Source organism: Nocardia sp. NPDC041819 (assembly GCF_055590505.1).
On the sequence record NZ_JBVJAP010000006.1, the window covers coordinates 94,153 to 120,183 of the forward strand.

The 26,031-nt window shown below is 68.1% G+C and carries 19 protein-coding genes; 1 reads left to right on the top strand and 18 read right to left on the bottom strand.

What is annotated here, in order from left to right:
- Nucleotide 1 precedes the first annotated feature (1 nt).
- From ACZ6DL_RS19410 to ACZ6DL_RS19485, 16 genes are all read right to left on the bottom strand, one after another.
- Nucleotides 2–1,294 (bottom strand): aminotransferase class I/II-fold pyridoxal phosphate-dependent enzyme, encoded by a 1,293-nt coding sequence (locus ACZ6DL_RS19410; RefSeq protein ID WP_466052840.1) that lies wholly within the window; start codon nucleotides 1,292–1,294, stop codon nucleotides 2–4.
- A complete protein-coding gene (locus tag ACZ6DL_RS19415; RefSeq protein WP_466052842.1) occupies nucleotides 1,291–4,038 on the bottom strand; it encodes a PEP/pyruvate-binding domain-containing protein in 2,748 nt (915 codons plus the stop codon). The genes ACZ6DL_RS19410 and ACZ6DL_RS19415 overlap by 4 nt, the downstream gene beginning before the upstream one ends.
- On the bottom strand, nucleotides 4,035–5,444 hold the full coding sequence (locus ACZ6DL_RS19420) for a cytochrome P450 (protein WP_466052844.1): 1,410 nt from the start codon (nucleotides 5,442–5,444) through the stop codon (nucleotides 4,035–4,037). The genes ACZ6DL_RS19415 and ACZ6DL_RS19420 overlap by 4 nt, the downstream gene beginning before the upstream one ends.
- The gene (locus tag ACZ6DL_RS19425; RefSeq protein ID WP_466052846.1) at nucleotides 5,441–7,189 is read right to left on the bottom strand and encodes an AMP-binding protein; all 1,749 of its coding nucleotides are present in this window, start codon (nucleotides 7,187–7,189) and stop codon (nucleotides 5,441–5,443) included. The genes ACZ6DL_RS19420 and ACZ6DL_RS19425 overlap by 4 nt, the downstream gene beginning before the upstream one ends.
- Nucleotides 7,186–7,440 (bottom strand): acyl carrier protein, encoded by a 255-nt coding sequence (locus ACZ6DL_RS19430; protein WP_357962707.1) that lies wholly within the window; start codon nucleotides 7,438–7,440, stop codon nucleotides 7,186–7,188. The genes ACZ6DL_RS19425 and ACZ6DL_RS19430 overlap by 4 nt, the downstream gene beginning before the upstream one ends.
- Nucleotides 7,437–8,294 (bottom strand): nucleoside/nucleotide kinase family protein, encoded by an 858-nt coding sequence (locus tag ACZ6DL_RS19435; RefSeq protein ID WP_466052849.1) that lies wholly within the window; start codon nucleotides 8,292–8,294, stop codon nucleotides 7,437–7,439. The genes ACZ6DL_RS19430 and ACZ6DL_RS19435 overlap by 4 nt, the downstream gene beginning before the upstream one ends.
- Complete coding sequence (locus ACZ6DL_RS19440) at nucleotides 8,291–14,206, bottom strand: aminotransferase class III-fold pyridoxal phosphate-dependent enzyme (RefSeq protein WP_466052851.1); 5,916 nt, start codon at nucleotides 14,204–14,206, stop codon at nucleotides 8,291–8,293. Before ACZ6DL_RS19440 ends, ACZ6DL_RS19435 begins: the two co-directional genes overlap by 4 nt.
- Nucleotides 14,203–14,472 (bottom strand): acyl carrier protein, encoded by a 270-nt coding sequence (locus ACZ6DL_RS19445; protein WP_466052853.1) that lies wholly within the window; start codon nucleotides 14,470–14,472, stop codon nucleotides 14,203–14,205. Before ACZ6DL_RS19445 ends, ACZ6DL_RS19440 begins: the two co-directional genes overlap by 4 nt.
- Before the next feature lie 1,337 nt (nucleotides 14,473–15,809).
- Entirely contained in the window at nucleotides 15,810–15,947 is a 138-nt protein-coding gene (locus tag ACZ6DL_RS19450; RefSeq protein ID WP_466052855.1) for a hypothetical protein, read from the bottom strand.
- Between the two features lie 238 nt (nucleotides 15,948–16,185).
- On the bottom strand, nucleotides 16,186–16,860 hold the full coding sequence (locus ACZ6DL_RS19455; RefSeq protein WP_466052857.1) for an MBL fold metallo-hydrolase: 675 nt from the start codon (nucleotides 16,858–16,860) through the stop codon (nucleotides 16,186–16,188).
- A gap of 30 nt (nucleotides 16,861–16,890) precedes the next feature.
- Nucleotides 16,891–17,988, bottom strand: a complete 1,098-nt coding sequence (locus ACZ6DL_RS19460; protein ID WP_466052858.1) for an alcohol dehydrogenase catalytic domain-containing protein — start codon at nucleotides 17,986–17,988, stop codon at nucleotides 16,891–16,893.
- Nucleotides 17,985–18,983 (bottom strand): hypothetical protein, encoded by a 999-nt coding sequence (locus ACZ6DL_RS19465; protein ID WP_466052860.1) that lies wholly within the window; start codon nucleotides 18,981–18,983, stop codon nucleotides 17,985–17,987. Before ACZ6DL_RS19465 ends, ACZ6DL_RS19460 begins: the two co-directional genes overlap by 4 nt.
- A gap of 20 nt (nucleotides 18,984–19,003) precedes the next feature.
- Nucleotides 19,004–19,975 (bottom strand): TAXI family TRAP transporter solute-binding subunit, encoded by a 972-nt coding sequence (locus ACZ6DL_RS19470; protein ID WP_466052862.1) that lies wholly within the window; start codon nucleotides 19,973–19,975, stop codon nucleotides 19,004–19,006.
- Nucleotides 19,972–20,805 carry a fumarylacetoacetate hydrolase family protein gene (locus ACZ6DL_RS19475; RefSeq protein ID WP_466052864.1) on the bottom strand — a complete coding sequence of 278 codons (834 nt, stop codon included), beginning with the start codon at nucleotides 20,803–20,805 and terminating at the stop codon, nucleotides 19,972–19,974. The genes ACZ6DL_RS19470 and ACZ6DL_RS19475 overlap by 4 nt, the downstream gene beginning before the upstream one ends.
- 1 nt (nucleotide 20,806) lies before the next feature.
- Nucleotides 20,807–21,733 (bottom strand): VOC family protein, encoded by a 927-nt coding sequence (locus tag ACZ6DL_RS19480; RefSeq protein WP_466052865.1) that lies wholly within the window; start codon nucleotides 21,731–21,733, stop codon nucleotides 20,807–20,809.
- On the bottom strand, nucleotides 21,726–23,387 hold the full coding sequence (locus ACZ6DL_RS19485; protein ID WP_466052867.1) for a bifunctional 3-(3-hydroxy-phenyl)propionate/3-hydroxycinnamic acid hydroxylase: 1,662 nt from the start codon (nucleotides 23,385–23,387) through the stop codon (nucleotides 21,726–21,728). Before ACZ6DL_RS19485 ends, ACZ6DL_RS19480 begins: the two co-directional genes overlap by 8 nt.
- 401 nt (nucleotides 23,388–23,788) lie before the next feature.
- Between ACZ6DL_RS19485 and ACZ6DL_RS19490 the strand changes: the two genes are divergently transcribed.
- Nucleotides 23,789–24,058: a hypothetical protein gene (locus ACZ6DL_RS19490; RefSeq protein WP_466052869.1), complete on the top strand. Its 270-nt coding sequence runs from the start codon at nucleotides 23,789–23,791 to the stop codon at nucleotides 24,056–24,058.
- A gap of 132 nt (nucleotides 24,059–24,190) precedes the next feature.
- On the opposite strand, the gene ACZ6DL_RS19495 is transcribed toward ACZ6DL_RS19490, so the two are convergent.
- Nucleotides 24,191–25,117, bottom strand: coding sequence for a VOC family protein (locus ACZ6DL_RS19495; RefSeq protein WP_466052871.1), 927 nt, complete (start codon nucleotides 25,115–25,117; stop codon nucleotides 24,191–24,193).
- Nucleotides 25,118–25,125: 8 nt separating this feature from the next.
- Entirely contained in the window at nucleotides 25,126–25,998 is an 873-nt protein-coding gene (locus tag ACZ6DL_RS19500; protein ID WP_466052873.1) for a fumarylacetoacetate hydrolase family protein, read from the bottom strand.
- Nucleotides 25,999–26,031 lie beyond the last annotated feature (33 nt).

The window sequence follows — 26,031 nt, forward strand, 5'->3', positions numbered from 1 at the left end:
GTCAAGCGATCCCTTCCTGGTGGGGATGGAAGCCGAAGCGGCGGGCGACGGTGTCGATGCGGTCCAGCGCGCGGTCGAGGTGGTCGCGGGTGAGGGTGGCCATCATGCTGATCCGCAGGCGCTGCTGGTCGCGGGGCACGGCCGGGAATTCGACGCCGTTGACGAAGACACCCTCCCGGTGCAGGGCGCTGACCACGTCGGCGACGGCCAGCCGTGGCGGTACGAGTAGCGGGATGATCGCGGTCTGCGGGTCGACGGGGAATCCCATCGCGCGCAGCCCGCTCACGAAATATCCGACGTTGTCGTGTAGTCGTGCCACGCGTTCGGGATGCGCGGCCAGGAAGTCGATTCCGGCGAGCACCGCCGCTACCACCGAGGGCGCGAGCGCGGCGGAGAACATGTAGGAGCGGGCGAAGAAGCGCAGGGTGTCCACCAGGTCCCGGGATCCGGCGACGAAGCCGCCGGTGCCCGCGAAGACCTTCGAGAACGTGCCCATGGTCAGCTCCACCGATCCCGGACCGAGCCCGAAATGCTCCGCGGTGCCGTGCCCGCGCGCGCCGAGCACTCCGGTGCCATGCGCGTCGTCCACCGCCAGCCACGCTCCGAACGCGTCGCACTGCGCGCGGATCTCCGGCAGCGGCGCGATGTCGCCGTCCATCGAGTACACGCCTTCGACGGCCACCACCACGTTCGCCCCCGGATTGCGCCAGCGGATCTGCATCAGCCGGTGGCGCAGATGGCGCACATCGTTGTGCGCGAAGGCCATCGAGCGCACCCGGCCGAGCTGGATGCCGTCATACAGGCTGGCATGGTTCTGTTCGTCGTAGAGCAGCACGTCGCCCTTGCGCAGCAGGCCGGTCACCCAGCCGACGTTGGCCGCGTAGCCCGAGGAGAAGACCATGGCCGACTCGCAGCCCTTCAGTTCGGCCAACCGTTCCTCGAGCCGCCGGTGCAGGGTGGTGGTGCCGTTGAGCAAGGGCGGGCCGCCATGTCCCACACCGTATTCGCGAATGGCGGCGATGGCCGCCTCGACGATGCTCGGTTCGTTGCCGAGGCCGAGATAGTTGTTGGATCCGAGCATGATCAGCTCGTCGGTCGCGCCGGTCGCCGGATCGCGGATCGCGACGACCGCGCCGGACGGCCCGGCCACCTCCCGCAACACGAAACCGCTGCCGCGAGCGTGCTGGGCATAGGGCCGGAACTCCGCGAAGCGCTGGTCGAACGTGTGCGCGGCGGGGTCGAGGTAGTGCTCCAGGCTGAAGTTCTCGCCGTGGGTCAGATCGGGTGCGCTCATGGTCGTTGCTCCTGCCCGAGGGTCACGGTTCCCGCGCGGCCGTCCAGCACCAGGACCTCACCGTTCGCGATCAGGCCGGTGACTCCGGGAACGCCGACGACCGTGGGGATGCCGAGTTCGCGTCCGATGATGGCGGTGTGGGACAGCAGGCTGCCGCGTTCGCTGACCAGGCCGCCCGCGGCGACCATGAGGAACACCCAGCCCGGGTCGGTGGTCGCGGCGACGAGGATCTGCCCGTCGATCGCGACCTCCGGATCCGGGGTGTGCAGAACCAGCGCGGGCGCTTCGACGCGACCTGGGGCGCAGCCGATGCCGTGCAGTACGCGCGCTCCTTCCGCGGCATCCCGGCCCGGTTCCTCCAGTGCCGGATCGCTGATTCCCGCGGCGGCGATTCCGGTCGTGACGATGCGGGAGGGCAGGCGTTGCGGCTGCCAGCGGTCGTAATCCGCCTTGCGCAGGGCGACGGTGCGCGTGGTGTCGGCGTCCACCGCCGTTCCGCGGGTGAGTGCGGCGATCTCCTCGTAGGTGAGCCAGAAGACGTCGCGCGGATCGTCCAGCAGGCCGTCGGCGTGCAGCCGCCTGCCGTACTCCCGGAAGACCCGCTTCACGAGACCGAAGGCGCGGCTGCGGCCCAGTCGCATGTTCTCCCGCTGCTTCACGTGTTCGCGCGCGAGCCGGAGCGCGAACCGGAAAACCCACCGCCGCAAGCGTTCACCCGCGAACAGTTCGGCCGCCGTCCGCTCGGCCGCCTGCCGGATCGCCTGCTCGCGCGCGATCATGTCGTCGGCGTTCTGCCCGCCGCGCAGGTAGTTCCGCAGCATGGGCACCAGTCGTTCGGGGTGCTCGCTGAGCGGATCGGTCTCCAGCTTGAGTTCGTCCACGGTACGGTCACCGAACTCGGCGATGTGGCGCAGGCATGCCGCGCGGAAGGTCGCGAACCGGTCTTCCGACAGGGCCGTCCACACCTGCGGCGCGGCGGCAGGGCCGTCGAACAGCGCACGCAACGCCGCGTCGGCGCGCACCCGCGCGGTCAGCGCCAGTGCCGACCGCACCGGATCGACGCTGTCGACACCGTCTTCGCCGCAGAACAACTCGTTGCGCAGGGTGAGCGCCACCTCCTCGGCGAGGCCGGCTTGCCGCAACTGCAGTCCGACCAGGTGGAACATCTGCTGGGCGAGGAAATCGTTGAAGATCTGCACCGAGTAGGCGGGCACGAGTTCGTCGAAGAAGCGTTCGGTCCACGCCAGCAACGCGTGTGCGTCGCGTTCGCGCTCCGGCGTGTCCCGCTCCAGCCTGCGGTCGAGGTCTGCGGTCGCCGCGGTCAGCGCGCTGAAGAACGCGCGCAGTCGCCGCGGCAGGCGCAGCCACCCGAGCAGGATGATCGAGAGAATCCGCAGGCGCAGCGCGAGCGCGCGCAGCCGGGCGACGCCACGGGGCGACGTGGGCGGCCGCTGGTATCGGTTCTCGATATTGAGCGCGGCCTCCCACCCTTCGATGGCGAATTCCATGCCGGGGATCTCGAGGAACAGGCGGTACCAGTTGCTGATGTTGTAGTAGATCCGGCCGCGCGCGGTGCCGACCAGATACGGATACAGATCGGCGGCGTTGCGGTCGACGATCCGCGCGGTGGCGCCGAAATCGCGGTGACAGGTCCGGAAGACCCGCTCGTAGGCGGCGCGTAGGACCGAGAACGTCAGCGGGCTCGACAGTCCCGGATACGACTCGGCGACGTTGACGTTGTCGAAGACGGTCTCGCGCGCCCCGGTCGCGGTGACCGGCCTGGCCTGCAAGAGGTGCAATCGTCCGTCGGGCGTGTAGGCGAACTCGACATCCTGCTGCGTGCCGAAGTGGTCGGCGAGTGCGCCCGCGACCTCGGCCAACTCGCGAATCTCCGCGTCGGACAGCGCCGCGGCGGTCACCGGGTCGGCGAGTTCTTCGACAGTGGTGCCCGCGCCGTGACGCGCGGCCACCACGCGGTTGCGCTTGTCGGCGACTACCCGGGAGGTGATGGCGCCGGTGGCGCGGTCGACGAAATAGGTATCGCAGTCCACCGTGCCCGCCACCACGCCTTCGCCCAGTCCCAGCGCGGCCGCCACCACGGCTTCGGAGGGATCGCCGCTCTGCGGATTGCAGCTGAACACCACCCCCGAGACGGCACTGTCCAGCAGTACTTGCACCACCACGGCGCAGGCGACCGGCACGTCGCCGAGGCCACGGCGCGACCGGTAGAACAGCGCGCGCTCCGACCAGGCGGAGGCGAGTACCGTCCCGATCGCGGCGGGCAACTCGGCCGCCGCGACGTTCAGCACGGTGTCGAGCTGTCCGGCGAAGGAGTCGGTCGCCGAATCCTCCCCGCGCACCGACGATCGCACCGCGAAGCGCACCTCGCCCTCGGCGGCCGGACCGGCGGCGGCCAGTTCGGCGACCACGGCCTCGAGTTCGGTGGCGATGTCACCGGGTAGCGGTCGGCCCTCGACGAGGGCACGGATCCGAGACGACACAGACCGCAAGGCGGCCGGATCGTCGGAATCGAGTTCGGCGAGCAGGCCTGCGACGGCATCGGCGGCCGGGGCCAGCAGCCGCGCGCACGTGTCGGTGCCGAGCACGGCGAACGGCGGCACCTCATACCCGGCGGCCCGCAGCTCGGCGAGGTTGGCGGCCTTGGCTCCCGCGTTCGCGGCGGCCGCCGGATCCGTCGCGAGGGTTTCGGCGCGCAGTATCGCGCCGGTGGTGGCACTGGTCATCGTGCGGCCTCCTGTCTGGTCCGGGTCGCCGGGGCGGCGCGCTCGCGCCGGGTCAACCGGACCAGGACTGGGTCGGGGGTGTTGGAGATCTCGGGGTGCTCGCGCACCCGCATCCCGTTCACCAGTTGAATGTCGTAGCGCGACAGCACCATCGCCAGACCCACGCGGATCTCGATCAGCGCCATCTGCTGGCCGACGCACAGATGTGCGCCCCAGCCGAAGGGGAAGTACCGGAACGGCGGCCGCGCCCGGTTCCGCTCCTTGGTGAACCGGTCGGGATCGAAGGTCAGCGGCGCGTCCCAGAACCGGGGCAGTCGGTGGTTGACGAACGGGCTGATCACGACGATCGCGCCCGGTCGCAGGTCGAATCGGTCGAATCGGTCCGGTTCGAGCGCGGTGCGGCTGAACGCCCACGCCGGAGGATGCAGGCGCATCGCCTCATCGATCACGCGGCCGGTGTACTCCAGCCGGGGCAGCGCGGCCCGCACGGCATCCGGTTCGTCCGGCGCGTCGGGCAGCGCGTCGAGCTCCGCGCGCACCCGGTCGAGCACGGCCGGGTTTCGGCCCAGTTCGTAGATTGTCCAGGCCAGCGCCGCTCCGGTGGTCTCGTGACCGGCGAGCAAGAAGGTGAGCACCTCGTGCCGCAGTTGCTCGTCGTCCATCGCGTGTCCCGCGTCGTCGCGGGCGTCGAGCAGCCGGGCGAGCAGCGAGTGCGCGTCGTCGTCGGTGTGCCGATGCCTGCCGATCACCTCGTCCACCACGCGATGCAGTCGCTGCCGCACTGCCCGCAGGCGCCGGTTACCCGGAGTCGGGAGGTGTGGCGGCAGTTGGATCGGCGCGGCCATATGCCGCATGACCCACGAAACGCCCTGGCGCACGTCGTCTTCGATCTGCGGAAGGACGCCGTCGAGATCCGCGCCGAGTACCGCGCGGCAGACGACGTCGGCGGCGAATCCCATCAGCTCGGGCACCAGGTCGAAGGCCGCGCCATCGGCGGCGCGGGCGTCCAAGCGGGTGCGCATGCGCTGTCCGCACTCGACCATGAGCGGGATCTCGGTCTCCACATGACGGCGCGCGAAGGCCGGTTTGATCAGGGCGCGCTGGCGTTTCCACAACTCGCCGCCGCTGGTCAGTAAGCCGGGACCGAGCAGGTGGTTCAGGCTTCGGTAGCTGATCCCCTTCTCGTAGCGCCCCGCGCGGGTGACCAGCACCTGCTCGATGTGATCGGGTTCGGCCAGCAGGTGCACGTACTGGTGCGCGAGGCGCAGCCGGACACTGCCGTAGTGGAGCGCGGACTCGTAGAACAAGCCGAGCGGGTCGGTCCGATAGCGGGCGTAGGCGCCCAGCGGATGCCGGGTGGCCGGACCGTCGAGGCGGCGCTCGCCGATTGCCGTCGATGGTGTCATCGCGCCGCGCCTTGCCCGCGCGCGGCGCCGACCTGTTCGTCCGCATCGGCGTCCAGCAGGACCCGCGCCGCGATCCGCTGGACCTTGCCGCTGGTGGTCTTCGGGATGCTGCGCGGCGCGACGATCCGCACCCCGGCGGCCAGCACCCCGGTGCGTTTGCTCACCGCGGCGCGCACCGCGCGGGCCAGCGCGTCGAACTCCGCTCGTGCCACGGCGGATTCGACGATCAAATGCAACTCTTCCGACCCGCCGCCCGGCTCGGTTCGTCCCACCGCGACCACGCCGCCCGGCCGTACTCCCGGCACCTGTTCGGCGGCGATCTCGAAGTCGGTGGGCAGGTAGTTCGCGCCGCGGATGATGATCAGGTCTTTGCGTCGCCCGGTGATCCGCAACCGGCCGTTGCGCAGGTAGCCGATATCACCGGTGTCCCACCAGCCCTCCACCCGGGTGGCGGCGGTGGCTTCGGGCAACCGGAAGTAGCCCGGCGTGGTCGACGGTCCCCGGAATTGCACCCGGCCCACCAGATCCGCGCCGCACGGTGTCCCGTCCTCGCCCACCACGCGGACCTCCGTACCCGCCACGGGCGCACCGCAGTCGACGATGTCGAGCGCGTCGCCGTCACCGGCGGGGACATCCACCGCGATGCCGTGGTCGGCCAGTCCGCGGCGGGAGACCGAGTCGAACGCGATCGGCGCGCGCGGATCGGACACCGTCACCGCGAGCGACGCCTCGGCCAACCCGTAGCACGGGACGAGCGCGTCGGGGGGCAGCCCCCAGGCGCCGAACCGGTCGACGAACCGCCGCACCGTGGGCGGATGGATCGGTTCCGCGCCGCAGAACAGGAACCGCCATGCGGACAGATTCACTCCGTCGAGTTCGCTGTCGGCGATCCGCGCCGCGGCGTAGCCGTAGGCGAAATTCGGTGCGGCGGTGAGCGTTCCGCGATGCCTGTGCACCGCGCGCAGCCAATCGGCCGGGTGGCGCAGGAACCGGTTCGGCGGGATCAGCACCGCGTCGATGCCGCGGAACAGCGGCGTGAGGAACCCGCCGATCAGGCCCATGTCGTGGTGCAGCGGCAGCCAGCCGACCCAGGTGTCGCCGGGTCCGATGGCGGCGGCGCGGGCGATCTGCTCGCAGTTGGCGGCCAGATTCGCGTGGGTGACCTGCACCCCTTTCGGCGCGCCGGTCGAGCCGGAGGTGGCTTGGATGAACGCGAGATCGTCCGGTGCGGGCAGATGCGGCGTGAGCGCGGGAACGTCCGGTGTGCGTGCCAGCGCGTGCAGTGCCGACGCGTCGATCGCCGCCACCGAAGCGGGCACGGGCAACATGGGGAACACCGCCGGAGTGCTCACCACGCCCGTCGGATCCAGATAGTCCACAAGCCGGGTGAACCGGTCCAGGAAGATTTCGGCGGCCCCGAAGCCACCCGGAGTGGCGATGGCGGTGGGCACCGCGCCGAGCAGCAACGCACCGAAGAAGGCCGTGACGAACTCCGCCGACGTCGGCAGGCACAGCAACACGCGGTCGCCCCGGCGCACGCCGCGGGCGGCCAGACCCGCCGCTGCCCGGCACGCGGCGCTCGCCAGATCGTCATGCCGCCAGCGGATCTCGTCGTCGTGCCGTGCGCCGGCGCGCTCGGGCATGATGACCGTCGATGCCGCCGCCGCACCTCGCTCGCCGCCGGACAGCAGCGCGTGCACGATGCTCGGGTGTCGCGGGCGCAGTGTCCCTGATGATGTGGTCATCTCCGGTCCTCGACATAGCGCACGATCGTGGCGACCGTGGTCAGCCGGACGGCGACGTCCTCCGGAATGCTCACGGAGAAGGCCTGTTCCAGCTGAATGGTGAGTTCGATGGCGGTCGGCGAGTCGAGGCCGTAGTCGATCAACGGCGCCGCCGGGTCGAGGTCGGCCGCGGGCACCCACAGCACCTCCCCGACAATCGCGCGGACCCGCGCTTCCAGATCGGCCGAGCCGATATCGTCGCGTGTGCTCATCCGAGCAACTTCCCTTCCGTCACGCAGGCGCGCACCGATTCCTCGAGGTCGACGTCGTCGCCGGTGTCGATGCGGTGGAATGCCACCTCCGGGAACGCGATCGCGAGGGTCTGGCGCACCTGCTCGTAGCCCGCGCGCAGGGCGGTCAGCCGCTCGGCGGTCTCATGGGCTTCGACAGGCCCGCGCCCCGACCGCCGCACACAGCGCATCGCGGCCTGTTCCGGCGGCGCGTCGAGCCACAGCACCGCGTCCGGCAGCGTGGTGCGGAACCGTTCGGCGAAGCCGGACACCGCGCCCGCGATATCGCGACCGACCAGTTCCGCGATCTCCGACAGCAGCAGCCACGGGTCCGGCGAGCTGCCCAGCCGTGCGGCCTGGGCGTGCTGCCACGCCAGGATGTCGGCGAACGTGCCCGGCCGGTGCCGCTCGAGCACCGCCGCGATCTCGTCCTGCCGCTCGCGGCAGCGTCCGTCGGTGCCCGCCAGCGCCACGTACAGCGGGCCGTAGACGAGCAGTTCGATCAGCGGATGCCGTTCGCACACCAGCACATCCGGGGCCCAGGTGCGCAGGAAGTGCTGTTCCACCGGTCCGAACAGGGTCATCTGCAGGTACATGGCGGTGGCCTTCATCGCCACGTCGCCGATCTCGTCACAGCCGACGCTGAAGGCCCGGAGCTGCCGGGACAGATCAGCGAGCGGAACATCGCGGGTGTCGTGGAAGTCGGGGCAGGTCATCGACGCGAACCCACCGGTATCGGACCGCACCGCCATTGCGCGAAGCGCGGCCAGCACCGAGGACTTGCCCGCGCCGTCGATGCCGACCAGGGCCACCCGGCGGGTGTACGGGCCGCTCATCGGTCGTCCTCGCGCAGCTGGGTGAGCACGGCGCCGGTGATCTCGGCCTGCGCCGCCGTGCCGTCGAGCCGGATCCAGCCCAATTCGTCCGACAGCGCGTCGAGTGCCTCATGGCTGCGCTGCTGGAAGGCCAGGAACGACTCCTCGTCGCCGTAGCCGCTCTCGTAGTCGCTGCGCAATCGCTTGCGGCTCAGCGCGTCCTGCGGCCGCACCGCGAGGTAGAAGGTGCGGTCGGGTTCCGGGAACCCCGCCGCCAGGCTGCGCAGGACGGCCGGGTCGCCGCCATGGGCGACCTCGGTGGCGTAGTACTTGTACCAGTACGCGTTGGCGAGCACGATATCCGCGCCGCGCTCGGCCGCCAGGTCCAGCGACAGCTGCATGGCGTGGAACAGGAAGTGCGCGCGGCTGAGGGGGGTGAGCAGCTGGAGGTAGCCGTAGATCTCGGCGGGACTTCCCCACGGGAGTTTCGAGGAGACCTTCGGGTCGAGGAAGGCGTCCCAGATCGTCACCGCGGCGACACTGTGGCCCTGCGCCTCGAATTCGGCGGCGATCCGCGCCACCTGGGTGGTCTTGCCCGAGCCGTCACCGCCCGCCAGGCAGATCAGACGTTTACGTGCGGTCAGTGTCGTGTCCTTTCCGGAGCCGCGCCCCACGCGGGGTGATGGGGCGGGATTTTTCGCCGACGTGGATATTTCGCGGTGTACATGGGTCGGCGGCGCGACCTCATCCGGCTGCGCGCGAGCGGCGGCCTCCGCTCGCCCGGGGTCCGCGGATGGTTCGTTCCCCGCCGGGGCCTCGACCGAGTCCGCGTCCAGGATCCGCACCACTCCCGCGCTGCCGTCGATTCGGATCCGCTGACCCGATCGCACGGCGCTCGTCGCCCCCGCCACATTCAGTACGGCGGGAATGCCGTACTCGCGCCCGATTACGGCGGCGTGCGACAGCATGCCGCCCACCTCGGTCACCACCCCCGCCACCAAACCCAGCGCGGGAGTCCACCCCGGGTCGGTGAAACGTGTGACGAGAATATCGCCCTGGCGCAATTGGTCGATGCCCGTGAGCGCGGTGATCACCCGGGCCGTTCCCTCGGCGACACCGGGACTGCATCCGAGGCCACGCAGGTCGCCGTCGCCGTCGGCGCGCACCGCCGCCACCGTCACACCGCCACCGAGTTCGTGTGGCGGCGTCAGATCGCGATAACCCTCGTACATCGCACGGCGGTAGGCGACCACAGGCGCGAGGTGCGCGGCGTCGGCTCGGCCCTCGACCAAGTCGGTGAGTTCGTGGATGGTCAGCTGGAACGCGTCGTCGGCGTGCTCGAGCACACCCGCGGCGGTCAAACGGGTGCCCGCCTCCACCACGTACGCGCGCACGACGGCGTAGCACTGCGACGAAAACTCCCGCATCCGTTCCCGGGCGACGAGATAGCGGCGCATCCGCTCGATCTGCTTGTCCAGCGCCTTGGCGTACCGCACCCGTGTCGCGGGCCGGGCACGAACCCGGGCGCGCACCGCGGCCGATTCGGACTCGTAGCGCCTGCGCTGCTCCACCAGTGTGGCCGCGGGGTCGGCCGGCGCGGTGCCGTGTTCGAGCATCCCCGCGATCATCGACCGCACCCGCCCCGGGTCCTCCGACCAGCGCGGGCACGTCAGGTCGAGTTCCGCGTCGGCGTGGAAGCCCTGCTCGGCGAGGAAAGCCGCGAGCGCCTCGTCCCATTCCGGACCGTCCAGGCCGAATTCTCCGGCCACCCGGTACAATTCGACGATCCCGCGTTGCAGCGCCATGTGGCTGATCTCGGCGAGGCCACCCATCAGGTCGATGGCGGAGCTGGTCGCACCGGTGGCCGCGTCGATCTTGTCCAGCAGCTGTTTGAAGTCGGTCTGCACGCTGGAGTTGTGATAGATCGTCGTGAAGTAGGTGCGCTCGGTCGCGGCGTGCAGGGTGAGCAGGCAGTCGGCCAGGTCGGCGGCGAAGGTCGCCTGGTCGGTGCGCGGCAGCGCGCGCACCCGCTCGCGCCACGCCTGGTACTTGACGGGCCAGCTCGCGGCGAATGCGTCGACGGCGGTGAGCTGTTCGCGATAGCTGCGCTGCACCGCCAGCGCGACCGGCAGCGCGCGGGCGATGGCCAGCGGCGTGTTCGGCGTGCGGATCGGCCCCTCCGGGCCGTACTCGTTGAGGACACCGAGGTCGTCGTCGAAATGCTGCTCGTCGAAGCCGGGTATGCGCTGGAAGCACTTCTTCACCGCACTCACGTTCCAGTAGGCACGGCCGTAGTACATCGCCATCCAGTCCGGCTCCTCGCCCGGCCCGGCCAAGCCCAAACCCTCGAAGAACCGCTGCATCGAGTACTGGAAGGCGTTGTCGTACAACGAGAACATCATGGGCGTGCACACTCGGGCCGAGACACCGCCGTCGCGCAGGTCCGCATCGGAGAACTGGTCGATGTCGGTGCGCCAGCTGATCGCGGTGACCGCACGGGACTGCAGCAGCCACAAGCCGCCGTCGTCATCGATCGCCCATTCGATGTCCTGCGGCCGATGCCTGCGTGCCTGCACCGCGAGCAACAGCGCCGCCAGCGCCTCGGTGTCGGCGTCGGCGAGCCGGACGTCCTCGTCGCCCGCCTCGCGCGCCACCACACCCCCGTCGGACAGCCGCAGCGCGTAGCGAGTCGGGGTGACCTGTCCGGAGACAAGACGCTCCCCTACGCCGTGGCACGTCTCCAGCACCGCGTGCTCCTCGATGCCGGTGAGCACATCGATACTGAATCCGACACCGGCACAACGCGCCTCGACCATTCGCTGCACCAGGACGGCCACGGTCGCCTCGGCGTCGGCCATGCCGTGGCGGGACAGGTAGGCTCGTACGCGTTCGTTGCGCACCGACGCCCGGCACCGCTCGATATGCGTGCGCAGCGCGGCCGCGTCCGCGATGTCCAGGTAGGACTCGTACTGGCCCGCGAAACTGGCGTCGTCGAGATCCTCCAGGACGCCGCTGGAGCGCACGGCCACCGGGAACCCGCCGATCGCCCGCACCCAGCCGGACAGATCGTCGTCGCCGACGCCGTCCAGGTCCAGATCGGCGGGCACGACGAACCCGGGCGGAACGGCGAATCCGTCGGTCAGCAAGTCGTGCAGGGTGCCGGCTTTGCCGCCCGCCCGAGTGGGAGCGAAGTCGGCCGCGCCCAGGAACATCGGGGCGGACGAGGTCGTCGGAGTGATCACGGAGGTGGCTCCTGTCGGCAGTAGAACCGGGCGCAGGTCGTGGCGAGCGGCGAGACTCCGCGCCGCGCGGACACCGGCCACGGTGAGCGCGCCGTAGGACGGGCTCGCGGTACGCGGCTGGAAGCCGAGCAGCAGCGTCTCGGCCATGCACGCGTAGACGACTCCGGCGGGCAACCCGGTTTCGGGTAGGGAAGGGGTCTGGCCGAGCGGCAGCGCCATGCGGCCTCCGTCGAGCAGGGTGAGGTGCGGCTGCTCGGCGACGGCCGGGTCCACGTCGCCAGGAACGGCCAGATCGCAGATCAGCACCGGGTGGCGGGCGGCGAGATGCCGCGCGGTGATCAGCGGCTCGGCCGAGTTGGTGGCGGTCACGACCACCCGGCAGTCACGCAGTGCGGTCAGATCCTCGCTCACGACCACCTCGCCCGGTAGCTCGGCGGCCACTCGGCGCAATCGCGTGCCGGCGCCCGTCCTGCCCACCAGGATCAGTGAATCGGCCAGCGGGGCGAGCAGTTCGGCCATGACCGCGCCGATGTTGCCCAGTGCGCCGAGAATGCCGACCCGCCGCTGCCCCGGCGGCAGTGCGGCCAGTTCCGCGCTGAGCATCTCGTAGGCGCACGCCGCGGTGAGCGAATTGCCGGAGGTGACCGTGACGGCGTCCTCCGCCACTTCACGAGCGGCATCGGTGACGATCGAGGTGTAGCCACCCAGCCCGATCACCGTGGCTCCGGCCGCGACCGCCTGTTCCACCGCGTGCCACACCAAGTCGCGCACGTAGGTCCGCTCGCCGGCACGCTGATGCGCGACGATCTGTGCGGCCGTCAGCGGCAGCGCGAACAACATCATCTCGACCTCGGCGCCGGTGGGCGATGCGATCGTCCGTCTGGTCACCTCGAAGGGATCGGCGACGGGGCGCAGGCGTTCGAGCAAAGCGGCGAATTCGGCGTCCGTCCACGCCTCCAGCTCGGGGGCCAACCGGCGCAGGTCCGCCGTCTCGGGCAGGTTCGCCAGGAACGCCACCCTCGTCGGCGCGTGCGGGTCCCGCGCCGGTGGCGTGTCGGCGCGCCGGGGCAGCGGAGCCCGGTCCGTGACAGTGGTCTTCGTGATGACCGGTGCGGCCAGGTGCGCCAGCAGCAGGTCGTATCGGCCGCGGTGCAGCAGTGCCGCGACGTCGTCCAACGCCGTCGCCAGCCGTGCCATGTCGGATTCGGTGACGAAGGCGGAGGGCTGGACGCGCAAGGTGGTCGGCGCCGAGAGGGTGGGCAGCATTCGGATCGCGTGCCGGTGCAGAAGATATCCGGCCACCACGTAGCCGAACATGTCGGGCGCGCAGATCTCGCGCAGCAGCGCCGATTCCGGCTCCGGTGCCCGCAGTTCAACGCCCTGCAACAGTCCGCGCCCACGCACCGCCACGATCTCGCGCGGCCAGCGGCGGGCCACCTCGTCCAGCTGCGATCGCAACCGCGCTCCCGCATCGCTGATCCGGAGCTGGTTGTCGCGCAACAGGTCCAGCGCGGCGTCCGCGACCGTCGCCGACAGCTCGTCGTCGGCGAAGGTCGAGGTGTGGTAGCGACCGAAATCGGCCACGGCGTGCGCACGGTCCACCAGCAGCGCGGCGATCTTCACCAATCCGCCGCCGAGCGATTTCGACATCAGGTAGTAGTCCGCGCGCACACCCGACGGCGCCGACGCGAGGAACGTGCCGGTGCGACCCATGCCGCACTGGATCTCGTCGAAGACCAGCGCCGCGGCGTGCCGATCCGCCAGTGCGCGCAGAGCGCGCAGGGTATCGGCGGGAATCTCCCGCACACCGCCTTCTCCCTGGACAGGCTCGGCGAACACCGCCGCGACGGACGACAGCCGCCGCCATGTGCGCACGGGCGCGCCGTCGGCGCCGAAGCCGATGACGCCCACGGTGCACAGCTCGTCCGCGAACGCGCCGGTCACCTCGTCCGGCACCCAGCTGTCGAGCCGCCGTCGCGGCGGTCCGGGCACCACCAGGTCCGCCGGGGTATCAGCCTGTTCGGTGAGCGCGAAAGCGCCGGCGCTCTTTCCGTGGAACGCGCCCGCGAGGGAGACGAACACCGGCCCGCGCTCACGCAGCCGCGCGATCCGGTCCAGCGATTCGGTGACCACGGCCGCGGCGGTCCGCGCTTCGGCGTCCCCGTCAGGCGCGGACGGGCGCACATCGTGCAGGTGGTCGCGGCGGAGCCGGCGCAGCGTCCGCCGTAGCTCGGCGTCCAGTTCGGACAGGGCGCGCGCGTGCGCGACCGTGGCATGCCGGATCGCCGCCTCGACCGCGTCGGCTCCGGTGGAACCGAATGTCACCACGTACTCCCGGCCGGTGCACGCGCCGACCGACTCGGACAGCCGCCGCGCCAACCGCGCGGCGCCGGGCCGGACACTGCCCTGCGCGACGAACGGCACCTGCTGGTTCAGCGTCGCGGTAGCGGCCCGTACCAGCGCCGGATGATTGTGACCGAAGAGCGCGGCGCCGAAACCGCCGACGAGATCCAGCACCCTGGTGCCGTCCGCGCGGAGGAGATGGTCGCCGTCCGCGGCGGTGTACACCACGTCCAGGTGACAGGCTCGCAGCAGTCCCGCCAGGCCGGGTCGGTTGTAGGCGGTGAAGTCACCGAACGAGTCGGAATCGGGGGGCAGCGACTGTTCCCGCCGCCCGGCACGCGCGGTCACGCCCGCGCCTCGGCCCGGGTGGGACCGGTACGGATCGTCTTCGACGTCACGCATGCGATCACCGCGCGCGCGGTATGCAGCGTCGCTGCCTCCTCGTCGGAGATCGCGATGCCGAACTCGCGCTCGAGCTCGATCACCAACTCCACCGACCGCACCGAGTCCAAGCCATAATCCAGCAACGGTGTGTCCTGCTCTATTTCGACTGCATGCAGACCGCGCGAGAACATCGTGAGAACTCGTTCGGTCACGGCATCGAATTCATTCATTCAGCGCCACCTCCACCGCGCGACGAACCTTTACACCGGCTCGGAACATCTGCGCCGATCTACGCCCACCCGGCCGTTTCGAATCATAAATGCCCAGTTCAGCATAGGTTTTTACACTTGCCGAGTCCGCGTTCACTCATCCTCCGATATCGGCGGACGGGACTGTCGGATCTCGCTGTCCCGCCATGCGCGTGCGGCGTGCCACGACACCGCCCCGCGTTCTCACATCTGTACACGCGCCCTATGTGGTCTGCAATTCGAAACCCACGGCCGAACAAGACGTTTCGCCAGAAGGCAATTTTTCGGCTAACTTTATCGACTATGTTTCCGGAAACAAAGCCGCGCACCACGGAAAGCATGGCGGGAAACCCGCCGTCTGAGACGATTTGACAGAACCGCGTCCGCGGTAGATTTACTTCAACTGTCACCGCGCGACACAATAAAGTCTCCGCCGTCGGAAACTGCGCTGTTCATGCGGCATTCATCTGCCGGCCGAGCAATAATAAATACCGACCCATCGGTATTTATCATGCACTCTCGTCCTACCCCATCCCGGCCAGAATATGAAGTCACGTAACGGCGTTTTTTGCGCTGTGCGCCAACGCATTTCACCTCCCCGGAGACCAGCTAACTTCTGGACCGCCGCCGGCATGTGACGCCTCTCATTACCAGTCGGTAGTATGCGTAAATGCTGTGACCGGCCACAATCGACCCAGTACGGGCCCCGGAACATGTACCAGCTCGATCCGGTGGTTCGCCCGAGCCGCGGCCGGGCGGCTGGACCGGCACTGTCGTGAGCTATGTCGTCTCGCGGCGCAGACGTTCGGATCGCGGCGGCAAGACCCCGGCCATGCCTGGATACACGGCAACCGAGCGGAAGGTTTCACGGTCATGGGCGCTGGAACTGCCATCGCTGCGTACGGCCGCTAGGCGGGTACCGCGTCAGTCCGATCTGCTCGGCGCCTGCGCCACCGTCGTGTCCGGAGAGTCCGAGAGCCAGTTCGCAGGCACGCAAAACGGCGGTCGCGCCCGCCTGCGGATCGTGCGAGCGCCAGCACAACGCCGAGGTGACTGGCTGGATGCGGCGTAAAAACTCGATGAACGCTCGTTCCTCAGCGTCACTACGAGATCTCGACCGAGCTCACTACCCGTTTTGCCTAGCGGCTGATGGCGACGGCGGGAGTCCCCAGCAGTTCTGGGAACACCCGTAACTCGGCAACTGCCGTGTGGGTCGGCTCGAAACATCGCAGGCGGGGGGCAGCCAGGACAGCTGCGTCCACTTCGGCCTAGGCGGTTCCGTGGCGCGCATCCGACATCAATGGGTTTGGGGAGCGCGGTCATGAGTTCGCTTGCCGGTACCAGTTGTCAGGGACGGTCCAGTCCCAGTGCGTGTGGTCGATCTCGTAGTGCTGACGCTGGTAAGCGGCGTAGGCGCCATAGACGTCGACGGATCCGGTGGCGGAAGTGCGCCACATCGGGCGTCTCCTGATGAGAGGGAATAGCCGGATGACCTTCCATGACCGGACCCGGTCATGGAAGGTCGGAGGCCGGGCGAGGAGGGTCGACAACTCGCCGTCGGCCGAGCCAGGCCGGGCTCTCGTCATGCTGCGGCCGCCGGGCGGGGGCCTCAGCACGGTCGATAGCCCGAGGGACCTGGCTTCGGCTCGCGGCCGGTCTCGATGTTGGCGAGGCCGACCGCGAGTCAGGACACCGCTAGGGCGAGATCGGGTGCGAGGTCGCGTGTTCGAGGACCAGTACTTCGGTGCCCTCGGGTGCGAGGTTCTTCAGCAACTGGCAATGCATGTTCTGGTGTGCGGTCGCCAGACCGGCCTGGTGAATCGGCACCGCGACGCGCGGGACGATCGACCGCAGATAGTCGATGCCCTCGCCGATCTTCATCCACGGCCCGCCGATCGGCAGCAACAACACGTCGACCGCGACAGCGATCTCATCGAAAGCGTCACCCGGGTGGAAGACGGCATCGTCGATCAGATAGCCGAGGTTCTCCGAGGTGGGCAACGCCGAGTGGACGCAGGCGTGCTCACCACCGGTGACCACGATGTCGTGGCCGAGCACCGACAGTTTCTGGCCGGGCTGCGCCACGTGCGCGGGTCGACGCATCTGTTCGGGGTAGTCGGGGTTGTCCAGTGCCGCGAGTGTGCCCTCGCCGACGATCAACTGGGCGGCGGGGTTGGCCGCCAGCAGCGCCGCGAGGCGGGGAGCGTCGAGGTGGTCGGGGTGGGCGTGGGTGATCAGGATCAGGTCGAGGTCGGCCAAGTCCTCGAAACCCTGCGAATAAGTACCCGGATCGAACAGGATTCGCGTCGAGGCGCCCGCCCTCGGGAGCGCCACGAGAACGCAGGCATGCCCGAAGTGTGTGATATTCATAGCGTTTCGCCTTCCGTAGAGACTGACTGCTCAGGGGTTGACCACGGTCATCCACATCGGCTGTTTGCGGTTCACCATCGCTTGGACCGCTGTGTCGGCGTCGGCCAAAGGGAAGCGTTGGGTGATCAGTTCGTCCACGTTCAGCGCGCCGGATCCAAGTAGAGCCAGGACCTGTTCGGCGTCGGACCGGGTGCAGGCGCGGGTGCCGACGAAGCGCCAGCAGTTCACCATCAACGCCAAGGGCGGCAGCGACAACGGTGTGGTGTTGCCGCCCATGTGGGCGATGGTGCCGCCGGTGCGCAGCGCCGCCATTGCTTGGCCGGTGGCCGCGCCTGCCGGGATATAGTCGGCGACGGCGTGCACGCCGGCCGGGGCCAGCTCGCGCAGTCGGCGGGTGAGGCCGCCGGTGCTCTCCCAATCGGCCGGCAGCTCATCCAGGGCGATAGTCTCGACCTCGACCTTGCCTGCCAGCGGCGTGACTGCGGCCAGCCGTTCGGCGGATCGGCCGACCAGCACCAGTCGGGCGATGCCGAAGTGCTCGGCGAGCTTGATCGTCGCGGTGCCCATCGTCCCGGTGGCGGCGGTGGTGACAACTGTCGAGCCCAGCGGCAACTGCGCGCATTTCAAAATCCGTACGACATTCGCCAGATCGTGCACCTTGGCGGCCACATCGAAGCTGACATTGCCCGGGAGCTGGTCGATCAGCCAGTGCGGCACACGGACGTATTCGGCGAGGCCGCCGTCGTGGTAACGCTCGTAGAGAGGCATCGCCACCGTGCCGAAGCCCGCGTGCCCGATCATCGCCTGTTGCGGGCACATCATGTCGCGGTCGGTGCGGCAGTAGTCGCAGCTGCGACAGTTGAGGTTGGGGTGTACCCGCACTCGATCGCCGACCGCGATGTCGGTGACCTGCTCGCCCACTGCGGCGACGGTGCCGGCGGCTTCGTGACCGAGAGTCGTCGGAAGGTGTTTGAACGCACCCATTTTCAGCAGGGCGATCATGCCTGGTGCCAGCCCGGCGGAGACTACCTTGACCACGACGTCGAGTGGTCCTGGCTGAGGGATCGGGATCTGTTCGAGGGCCAGGGTGTTCGAGCCTTGGGTGGCACGGGCGGCGAGCATGGTCATCGGGAGCTACTTTCCCCGGCGAGGGCATCGAGATGTTGGGGTGTCCAGGTCTGTGCGGTGCGCGAGGTCTCGGCAACCTGGGGCAGTTCGCGATTCGAGAGCACGCTGAGGTAGGCGCCGTCCTCATGACCGACGCTCGTGTGGGCGATGCCGAGCGGGATTCGCACGAAGTCGCCCGGGCCGAGTTCGATGATCCCGCGTTGGGTCACCAGTGTGCGTACACCGCTGACCTGGTACTGGACCTCGTCAGCGTCAAGGGTGCGTCGGTAGCGCCGCACGTCGCCCCGCTCGGGCGTAAATGTCTCTGTGCCCAACTTGAATTGGTCGGTCGCAAAGAGCGGATTCGACCCCGGGCCGACAACGAATACCGACATCCGGTCCGGTTCGTCGTTGACTCGGTCGAGTAGCGCGTGCTCGTCGATGGGGAAAACGGTGATGTCGTGGCCCAGTGAACCCATGCACTGGGTGACGGCCTCGTTGAGCGGTGCCGGCTGCCATCCGGGAAACGGTGGCAGCACTGCCGTCGATGTGCGCACAGCGCTGCCTGTTTCGGTGACCGGCGCCGGAACGTAGAACAGCAGATGGCTTTCGTTGCGTCCGTAGTTGTCGTGGGCGACGCCGCGAGGAATGCGGGAGAACTCGCCGGGTCGGTGTTCGATGGTGCCGAGTTCGGTCATCAGGGTACGTTCGCCGTCGATCTGGTAGGAGATCTCATCGACATCGCAATTGCGGTGATAGAAGGGCTGGCGATTGTCCATCGTCTGCCATTCGATGCGGATCTGGTCGTTCTCGTAGACCCCGCGCGGTGGCGCGAACGGCTGTGCCTGGTAATGCTGGGGGAAGTGGACGACCGTCAGCGGTGGATGGTCGCGCCACAGCTTCATCGGCATCTTGCCCGGGTGTGGTGGGGAGAGCAGGTTCCGTTCGTCGCGGTGGATGCTGCGCAGGGGAACCGCGGACGTCATGGTCACGATGTCTTCGATGACAACACTCATGGAGAGACCTCTTTGTCTCGTCAGGAAACGAATTCGGCAGCAGGCAGTGCCTGGTAGTAGGCGGCCGCGCCGGGGTGCAGCGGAATCGGGGCGATGCCCATGGTCGGTGGGTCGAGAGGGTAGGTGATAGGGCTGCGCTCGGGCGGCAGGTGCCGGTATTGCGCCTCGATGAGGTGGCGGGTCTCCCCCAGAATCCAGGCGACGGCATAGGCGAGGTCCTCGGCCATATCCGTTCGGGTCACGACCAGGAAATCGGAGAAGTCCAAGGTCTGGAACGCGCTGCGACCGGGGAAGAATTCGTCGGCGACGGTGGCGGAGGGCCACCCGAAGTCCCGGTCGAATGAGGCGAGCACCTCGGGTTCGACTTCGAGGAAGCGGTAGTCGGCGCCGAACTGCTGCCAGTGCGGCAACATGACGGCTTCGTGCACGATCGCGTTGGCGCGGCCGGCAAGGACATGATCGAGTGATTCGAAGGGCCGTTCGTCGCCGAGGAACTGCCCGCCCCAGCCTTCGACATCCACGCCCGACCGGATCAGCAGTTCGTGTGCCGCCAGGCCCACGGCGTTGACCCCGTCGTTGACAGAGGTCGCCACTCGCAGCGCCGGTTTCAGCTCGCGCAGGTCGGCGAACGAGGTGACCCCGAGATCGCCGTGCACGGCAAAGACCAGTCGATCACGTTGGGGCACAACGCCGAGCGCGCGCAAATCGGGATAGTGCTCGTCACGGTAGGTGCCGCGGCCGTCGAGCGCGACAGCGGTGAACGCGGCAGGTGTGGTCAGTGCGATGTCGACTTCACCGCGTCCGACCGCACGCACGTTGTCGGAAAACCCGCGGCCGTTCCAGATGCCGACCCGAGTATGTGGGCCTGCCCGGTCGGTGAGTTCCTGAGAGATCCAGCCACACACCCGGTGCAGATTGGCCGTGCCCCAATCACCTTGCAGTTGCAGTCGCAGCGATCGGTCGATCCGGGGTTCGGCGGGCCGAGTGCTCATGCCGGAAACACCTCGCTGCGAACCAGGTTCCGGACCGATCCGACGCCATCGATCTCGACACTGACCTGGTCACCGTCGCGCAGGAACAACTGCGGGTCGCGGCGATAGCCGACGCCTCCGGGGGTGCCGGTCAAGATCACGTCGCCGGAGGCGAGGGTGGTGAAGGTCGAGATCTCGGCGATCAGCCGGGGGATGGAGAAGATCAGCATCGACAGATCCGACTCCTGGACCTTTTCGCCGTTGAGCACGGTGCGGATACCCGCCGTCGACAGGTCGACCTCGGCCGGCGTCACCAACGAGGGGCCCAGCGGCGTGCTCGCCTGCCAAGCCTTCCCCTGCATCCACTGGTGGGTCTTGTACTGGAAGTCACGCATGGTGATGTCGTTGGCCGTGCTGTACCCGAGTACATGCTCGGCTGCGTCGGCTTCGGCGATGCGACGGCCGGGCCTGCCGATGATGACCGCCAGTTCACCCTCGTAGTCCACCTGGGTCGACTCCGGCGGCAGCACGATGTCGTCGTAGGCACCGATGAGACTGTCGGCGAATTTGGGGAACAGCACCGGATAGGTCGGCAGCTCACGTTTGGTCTCGGTGACGTGCTCGCGATAGTTCAGCCCGACGCAGAACACCTTCGACGGGTTGGGCACCACCGGCAACAGCCGGACCGCATCGATCTCGACTCGCCCATGGGGATCACGTTCGGCGTCGGCCAGCGCTTCCGAGGTGGTGTTGCCGCCGATCTCGGTGAGGCCGTCCAGCGGGACCAGAGCCGAACCCTGGACTTCGCCGACGCGGCGTTCGCCGCGATGTTCGTAGGTCACGTACGCCATGTCAGTGTCCTTCGCTGGTCTTGCGCCAGGAGGCGAGCTGGCCGCCCCACAGGTTCACGGAAATGGGAATCGGCTTCCACCGGCGCGGCACATAGGTCACGCGGTCGTCGTGGAACTTCTCCATCTCGGCGGACAGTTCGATGTGGTTGCCCGCCGGGTCGTCGAAGAAGATGAACAGATTGTTGCCCGGGCCGTGGCGACCGGGACCCCAGCTGACATCGACGTTCTCGTCTGTCAGCCGGTCACACCACGCCTTGAAGTCCTCCCATTCGGCCAGGTCGAAGGAGTAGTGGTCGATGTCGCCGCCTGCACCGACGTTGACCACAGCCAGGGTGTGGTGGTCGCGGTCACTGCGCAGCCACGCGAATCGGCCGTCCTCGAGCTGATCGGAGATGCGGAATCCGACGGTGTCGACAAAGAACTCCACCATCGGCACCACATCGTCGGTGGCCAGAGTGATGTGCTGGTACTTGATCGGTCGGCGACCGGTGTCGGCGGCATTCTCGCCCTCGCGTGCTACCGCGGTGTGGAAGTGGACGTGTGTGCCGTGGGGGTCGGTGACCACGATGCCGGTGGCGTTGCCGCGTCCCGCGTCGAGATAGGTCGGGTCCAGTGGCGAGACGGTGTGACCGGCGGCGGCCAGCCGCTTGGCGATGCCCTCGACGCCGTCGAGGTCGCGGACCTCGAAACCGTAGTGGTGCAGCCCCTTCTCGCCTTCGATGAGATCGATGACGTGATGTCCGGCGCCCCAGCCCAAGCGAAGTCCGTCAGTCAGCTGCTCGTGCACCTGCAATCCGAGCACCCGGCCGTAGAACGCTGCCGAGGAGGCGACATCGGGCACGCGGAATCCGATGTGGGACACGGTGGTACGGGTCAGAGTGCCCGCTGCCTCGCGTTCCTGTAAGACGATCCGCTGTGGTTTATCCATGGCTCAAAGCCCTTTCTGTCCAGGTCGAGATGGCGGTCACCGTGTCGGTGGTCCGGGCGGGATGCCAGGCGGCCGCGACCACCCGGTCTGGTCGGAGAAGCACGAATTGATGGGAATAAGGTTCGAATTCGCGGGCGGCTGCCCCGTCGACATCGATCAGGACCCGACCTCGGGTCCGTGGGAGGTACTCCCCCAGCGCTAGCAGCGCCGTAGTCGTTCCGAGCTGCCGGACTACCGGCTCCACCGCTGCCCAATCCTGCTCGTCGACGTCGACGCCGATCAGCGCCCAATCCATGCCGAGCACGTCGTCGAGCCGGGCGACACTGTGGTCGGCGGTGTCGAAGACCAGGGGTTGCCCCACCGTGACCCCGACACCGGCATGTCGATCGGCGCCGAGGACCAAACCTTCGGTGAAGCGCTGCGAGGGTCGGTACCGCATCTCCTCGAGGTAGGCGCGGCCTTCCTCGGTACCCAGTGCTTGCTCGATCAATGCGTCGCGCCGGTCTGCGAATCGTGCCGATGTGGTCATCACGACACGCCCCATGCGCTCCGACATCCGCACCGTTGCCTGTACCTGGGCAGCGCGTTCGCTCTGGTAGCTGGCCAGCACCGACGGGGCGAGTCTGCCGGCGAGCACATCAGCGATCTTCCAGGTCAGGTTCGCCGCGTCACGAATTCCGGAGTTGAGTCCCTGTCCGGCGAAGGGCGGCATCATGTGCGCCGCGTCGCCGAGCAGGAAGGAACGCCCGACCATCCACTCGTCGGCGATGACCGCGTTGAACCGGTAGTTCACCGCGCGTTCGATCTGCGTCGGTGTCAAGTCGCGATAGGGCGCGACCAACGCGCGGATCAGCTCGAATGACGGCGCCTCGGCGGGTGTCCCCTCACCGTCGAAGAGCCGGAATTCGTAACGGCAGCGGCCGTCGAGCCCGGGCACGATGACGTGCGGCCGGGCCGGATCTCCGTGATGCATCGCGAAGCGTTCGGTGTGTGGATCGTCGAGGGTGTCGGCGACCAACCACACATCAGGGTAACTACGCCCGGTCATCTCGATGCCCTGGCTGAGTCGAGTCACCGATCGACCGCCGTCACAGCCGAGGACGTAGGCAGCGTCGATGGTCACCGGGCCGCTGCCGGAGCGAGCGTGGACTCGCACCGAGTCGGCCAACTGGTCGAATCCGGTCACTTCGACACCGAAACGCAACGACACATTGGGCATCTGTGCCAGCGCTTTGACCAATACGCGCTCGAGATCGGGCTGAGCAAAGGGGTTTTTGAACGGGTACCCCAAACGGAACGGTCGAGGACCGCGCGCATGAAACAGCGGCATCCCGTGGCGGTCGTAGTAGCGAGTGCCCGTGCCCGGAACCACGATCGGCAGCACCTGCTCGACGATGCCCGCGCGCTGGTACACCCGCAGAGACTCGTCGTCGATGCTGATCGCCTTGGGCTCGTCGCTGGTCGAGTGATTCTGTTCGACCACGACCACGTCGACGCCCCGTGCGGCGAGCAGGGCCGCGGCCGTCAGACCGACCGGTCCGGCACCGCAGATCACCACCTCGGTTTCGTCTGGCGACTTCACCGGCGCCATCACCTCACCTTCTCCCGTTGTCGGACGAACTCGATGGCCAACCCTATGCACGTTGTCCTGCATTACAAAAGCTCCGTCCTACAAGACAGGACACTGATGGGCGTAGGCCGCTTGTGCACGAGCCACCTCGCACTTGCGATAAGACTCTAATATTATAGCTATAGTGCTATACTTAAATGCTCGGCGTGGTCAAACTGGACAAAGGCGTCCCCAACGGCCCGATGAACATCGGCGACCAGGTGGTGGCCGGCATCGTGAACCAGCCACAGCAGCCGAGCGAGGCGGTGAGTTGGCGGCGCCAATGTGGTCAACGGCCTCGTCGATGCCGAACTGGGCTTCGGCCCGACCGAGATGGGACCTAAGCGGCGCATGTTGGTCGCGGAGTCGTTCACCCCGCGCGACCAAGCGGTCTTCGGCGCGTTCAGCCAGCGCGTCGGCATCGGTGGCGCGGTGGCCGCCCGGCGATGCCGCCTCCGGCCCTGTTCGAGGAGGTCCCGCACTCGGCCCGCACTCCCTCGGACAGCGAGCGGATAGCGGAATTGGCTGGTCGGCCCCGCGCAATCCTCGCCCGCCTGAACGACACCCCCGACCTCTACCTCGAAACCCGGTCGCCCAGTGGCGATGGGCTGCTGGTCGAACGCGCGATCAACGGCATCGAGCTGCCCGACCACGCAGAGGTACGGGGCTCCGCGGTCCCGGTCGGAACGCCGACCACCTCGTCGGCAAAGCCGTAGGGGTCACATCGACATGTCGCGACGGACGCCGCGTCAGTAGGCCAGCCGCTCGTCATGTGTTGGACGCGCGTCCGGTCCCGCATCGCTGACCATGGCTCAGACCCATTGGCAATAACCCAGATTCACTGACAGTCACCCTCGAGTGGAGTGCGCGCCGCTCATCAGTGCGGCCAGGTCATCAGGTTCCAGGAACGACGGTGGTGGCGGTGGACCCCAGGCGTACAGGCCTTGCAAACCTTCGAGTACCGCAGGGCTCCAGAGCTCGTCCTCGGGCACTGTGTCCATATCGGAGTAGTACTCCGAGAAGTTGCCCGCCGGGTCCTTGAGGTACCAGAAGAAGTTGGCGCCGGCGAAATGGCGGCCCAGACCCCAGATGTGACGTTCGGGATGGCCTTCGAGCATCGACTGCGCGCCCCGGCCCACCTCGTCGATGTCGTCGACCTGCCAACTCGTGTGATGCATGAAGTTGACCGGCGCGGCCAGCACCAGCACATTGTGGTGCTCGACCGAGCAACGCAAGAACGCGGCCTTGTCGCCCATGTAGTCGCTGACCTTGAAACCCAGTCCGTCGACGAAAAAACGCATGGTCGTGGCGAGGTCGGTGCTCCCCAGCACCGCGTGCCCGAGCTTTCGGGGCCGGACCGGTTCGGTTCGCGACAGAAACGGTGCCCGGCCCCACCGGTCGATGCGGCCGGGGCCGTTGTACGGTGTCGGCGCTACGGCCGGCTCGGTGATGATTCGCGGTCGCACCAGCACGCGCACCACGGTGCCGGTGACCGGTTCGACGGCACGCACCGACAACGGATTCCTGTCGCTCGACACCCCGATCGCAGCGAGCTTGCCGGCCACCGAAGCGATGTCATCGCTGTCGTCGGCGGCGACGGTTAGGTCGAGCAGCTTACGCAGCGGCGCGTGTACTACCTGGAGTTGTTCACCGCCGTCGCGGGTTGCGAATCGTCCCTCACCGAGATGATCGAGGCCGAAATCGGTGTAGTAGCTGATGGTTTCGGCGAGGTTGGGGACTCCGATGGTGACTTTGCCCAGTCCGTGCAGTGCCATGTCGGCTCCTACCGCGTCGCGACGAAGGTTTGCTGCAATGCACCGATTCCTTCGATCCAGGAATCGAGACGTTCACCAGGCTGCAGAAACCGTTTCGGCTCGCGGCCGACGCCAACTCCGGCCGGTGTGCCGGTGAAGATCACATCGCCGGGGAACAACGTGACCGTCTGTGACAAGGCAGCGATCAGGGACGGGATCGGGAAGATCAGGTCCCTGGTGCGGCCCTTCTGTACTTCTTCACCATTGATGGAGCACCCGAGCGCGAGATCGTCGGGATCGGCGACCTCATCCGGTGTCACCAGCCACGGACCTTGGGGCGAGAACCCGGGGAAGGACTTGGCAAGCCCGAACTGCGGAGCGGGACCGCGCAACTGGGAAGTCCGTTCGGAGATATCCTGACCGACAGTCAGCCCTGCTACCGCAGCCCACACCTGCGCCGGCTCGACGCACCGCAGTGTCTGTCCGATGACCACCACGAGTTCGACTTCCCAGTCCACACTTCCCTCTTCGGGGATGGTCACCGTGGTGTCGGGGCCGCTGAAGCTGGAAACGTATTTGGTGAAGACCGGCGGCAGATGCTCGGGCGCATCGAATCCGGATTCCGCCGCGTGTGCCCGGTAGTTCAGTCCGACCGCGAAGACCTGCCGCGGGGCAGGTGATGGTGCGCCCAACTCGGAGCGGTCCAGCGCGACCGAGTGGCCGTCGATCTCTTCGGATGTCAGAGCAGCCGCCCATTCCCGCACGGTGTCCCAGTTGGCATACAGCTCAGCGAAGTCGCCACTGAACCGACCACCCGACGCCGTGGCGATCTCCACGGCGCGCTCTTGGCCCCGCTCGCCGTAGACAAGGGCTCCGCGGCCCCGCAAGTTCGCAATACGCATGACAGTTGTTCTCCTCTGTGTGATGTTTGTGCG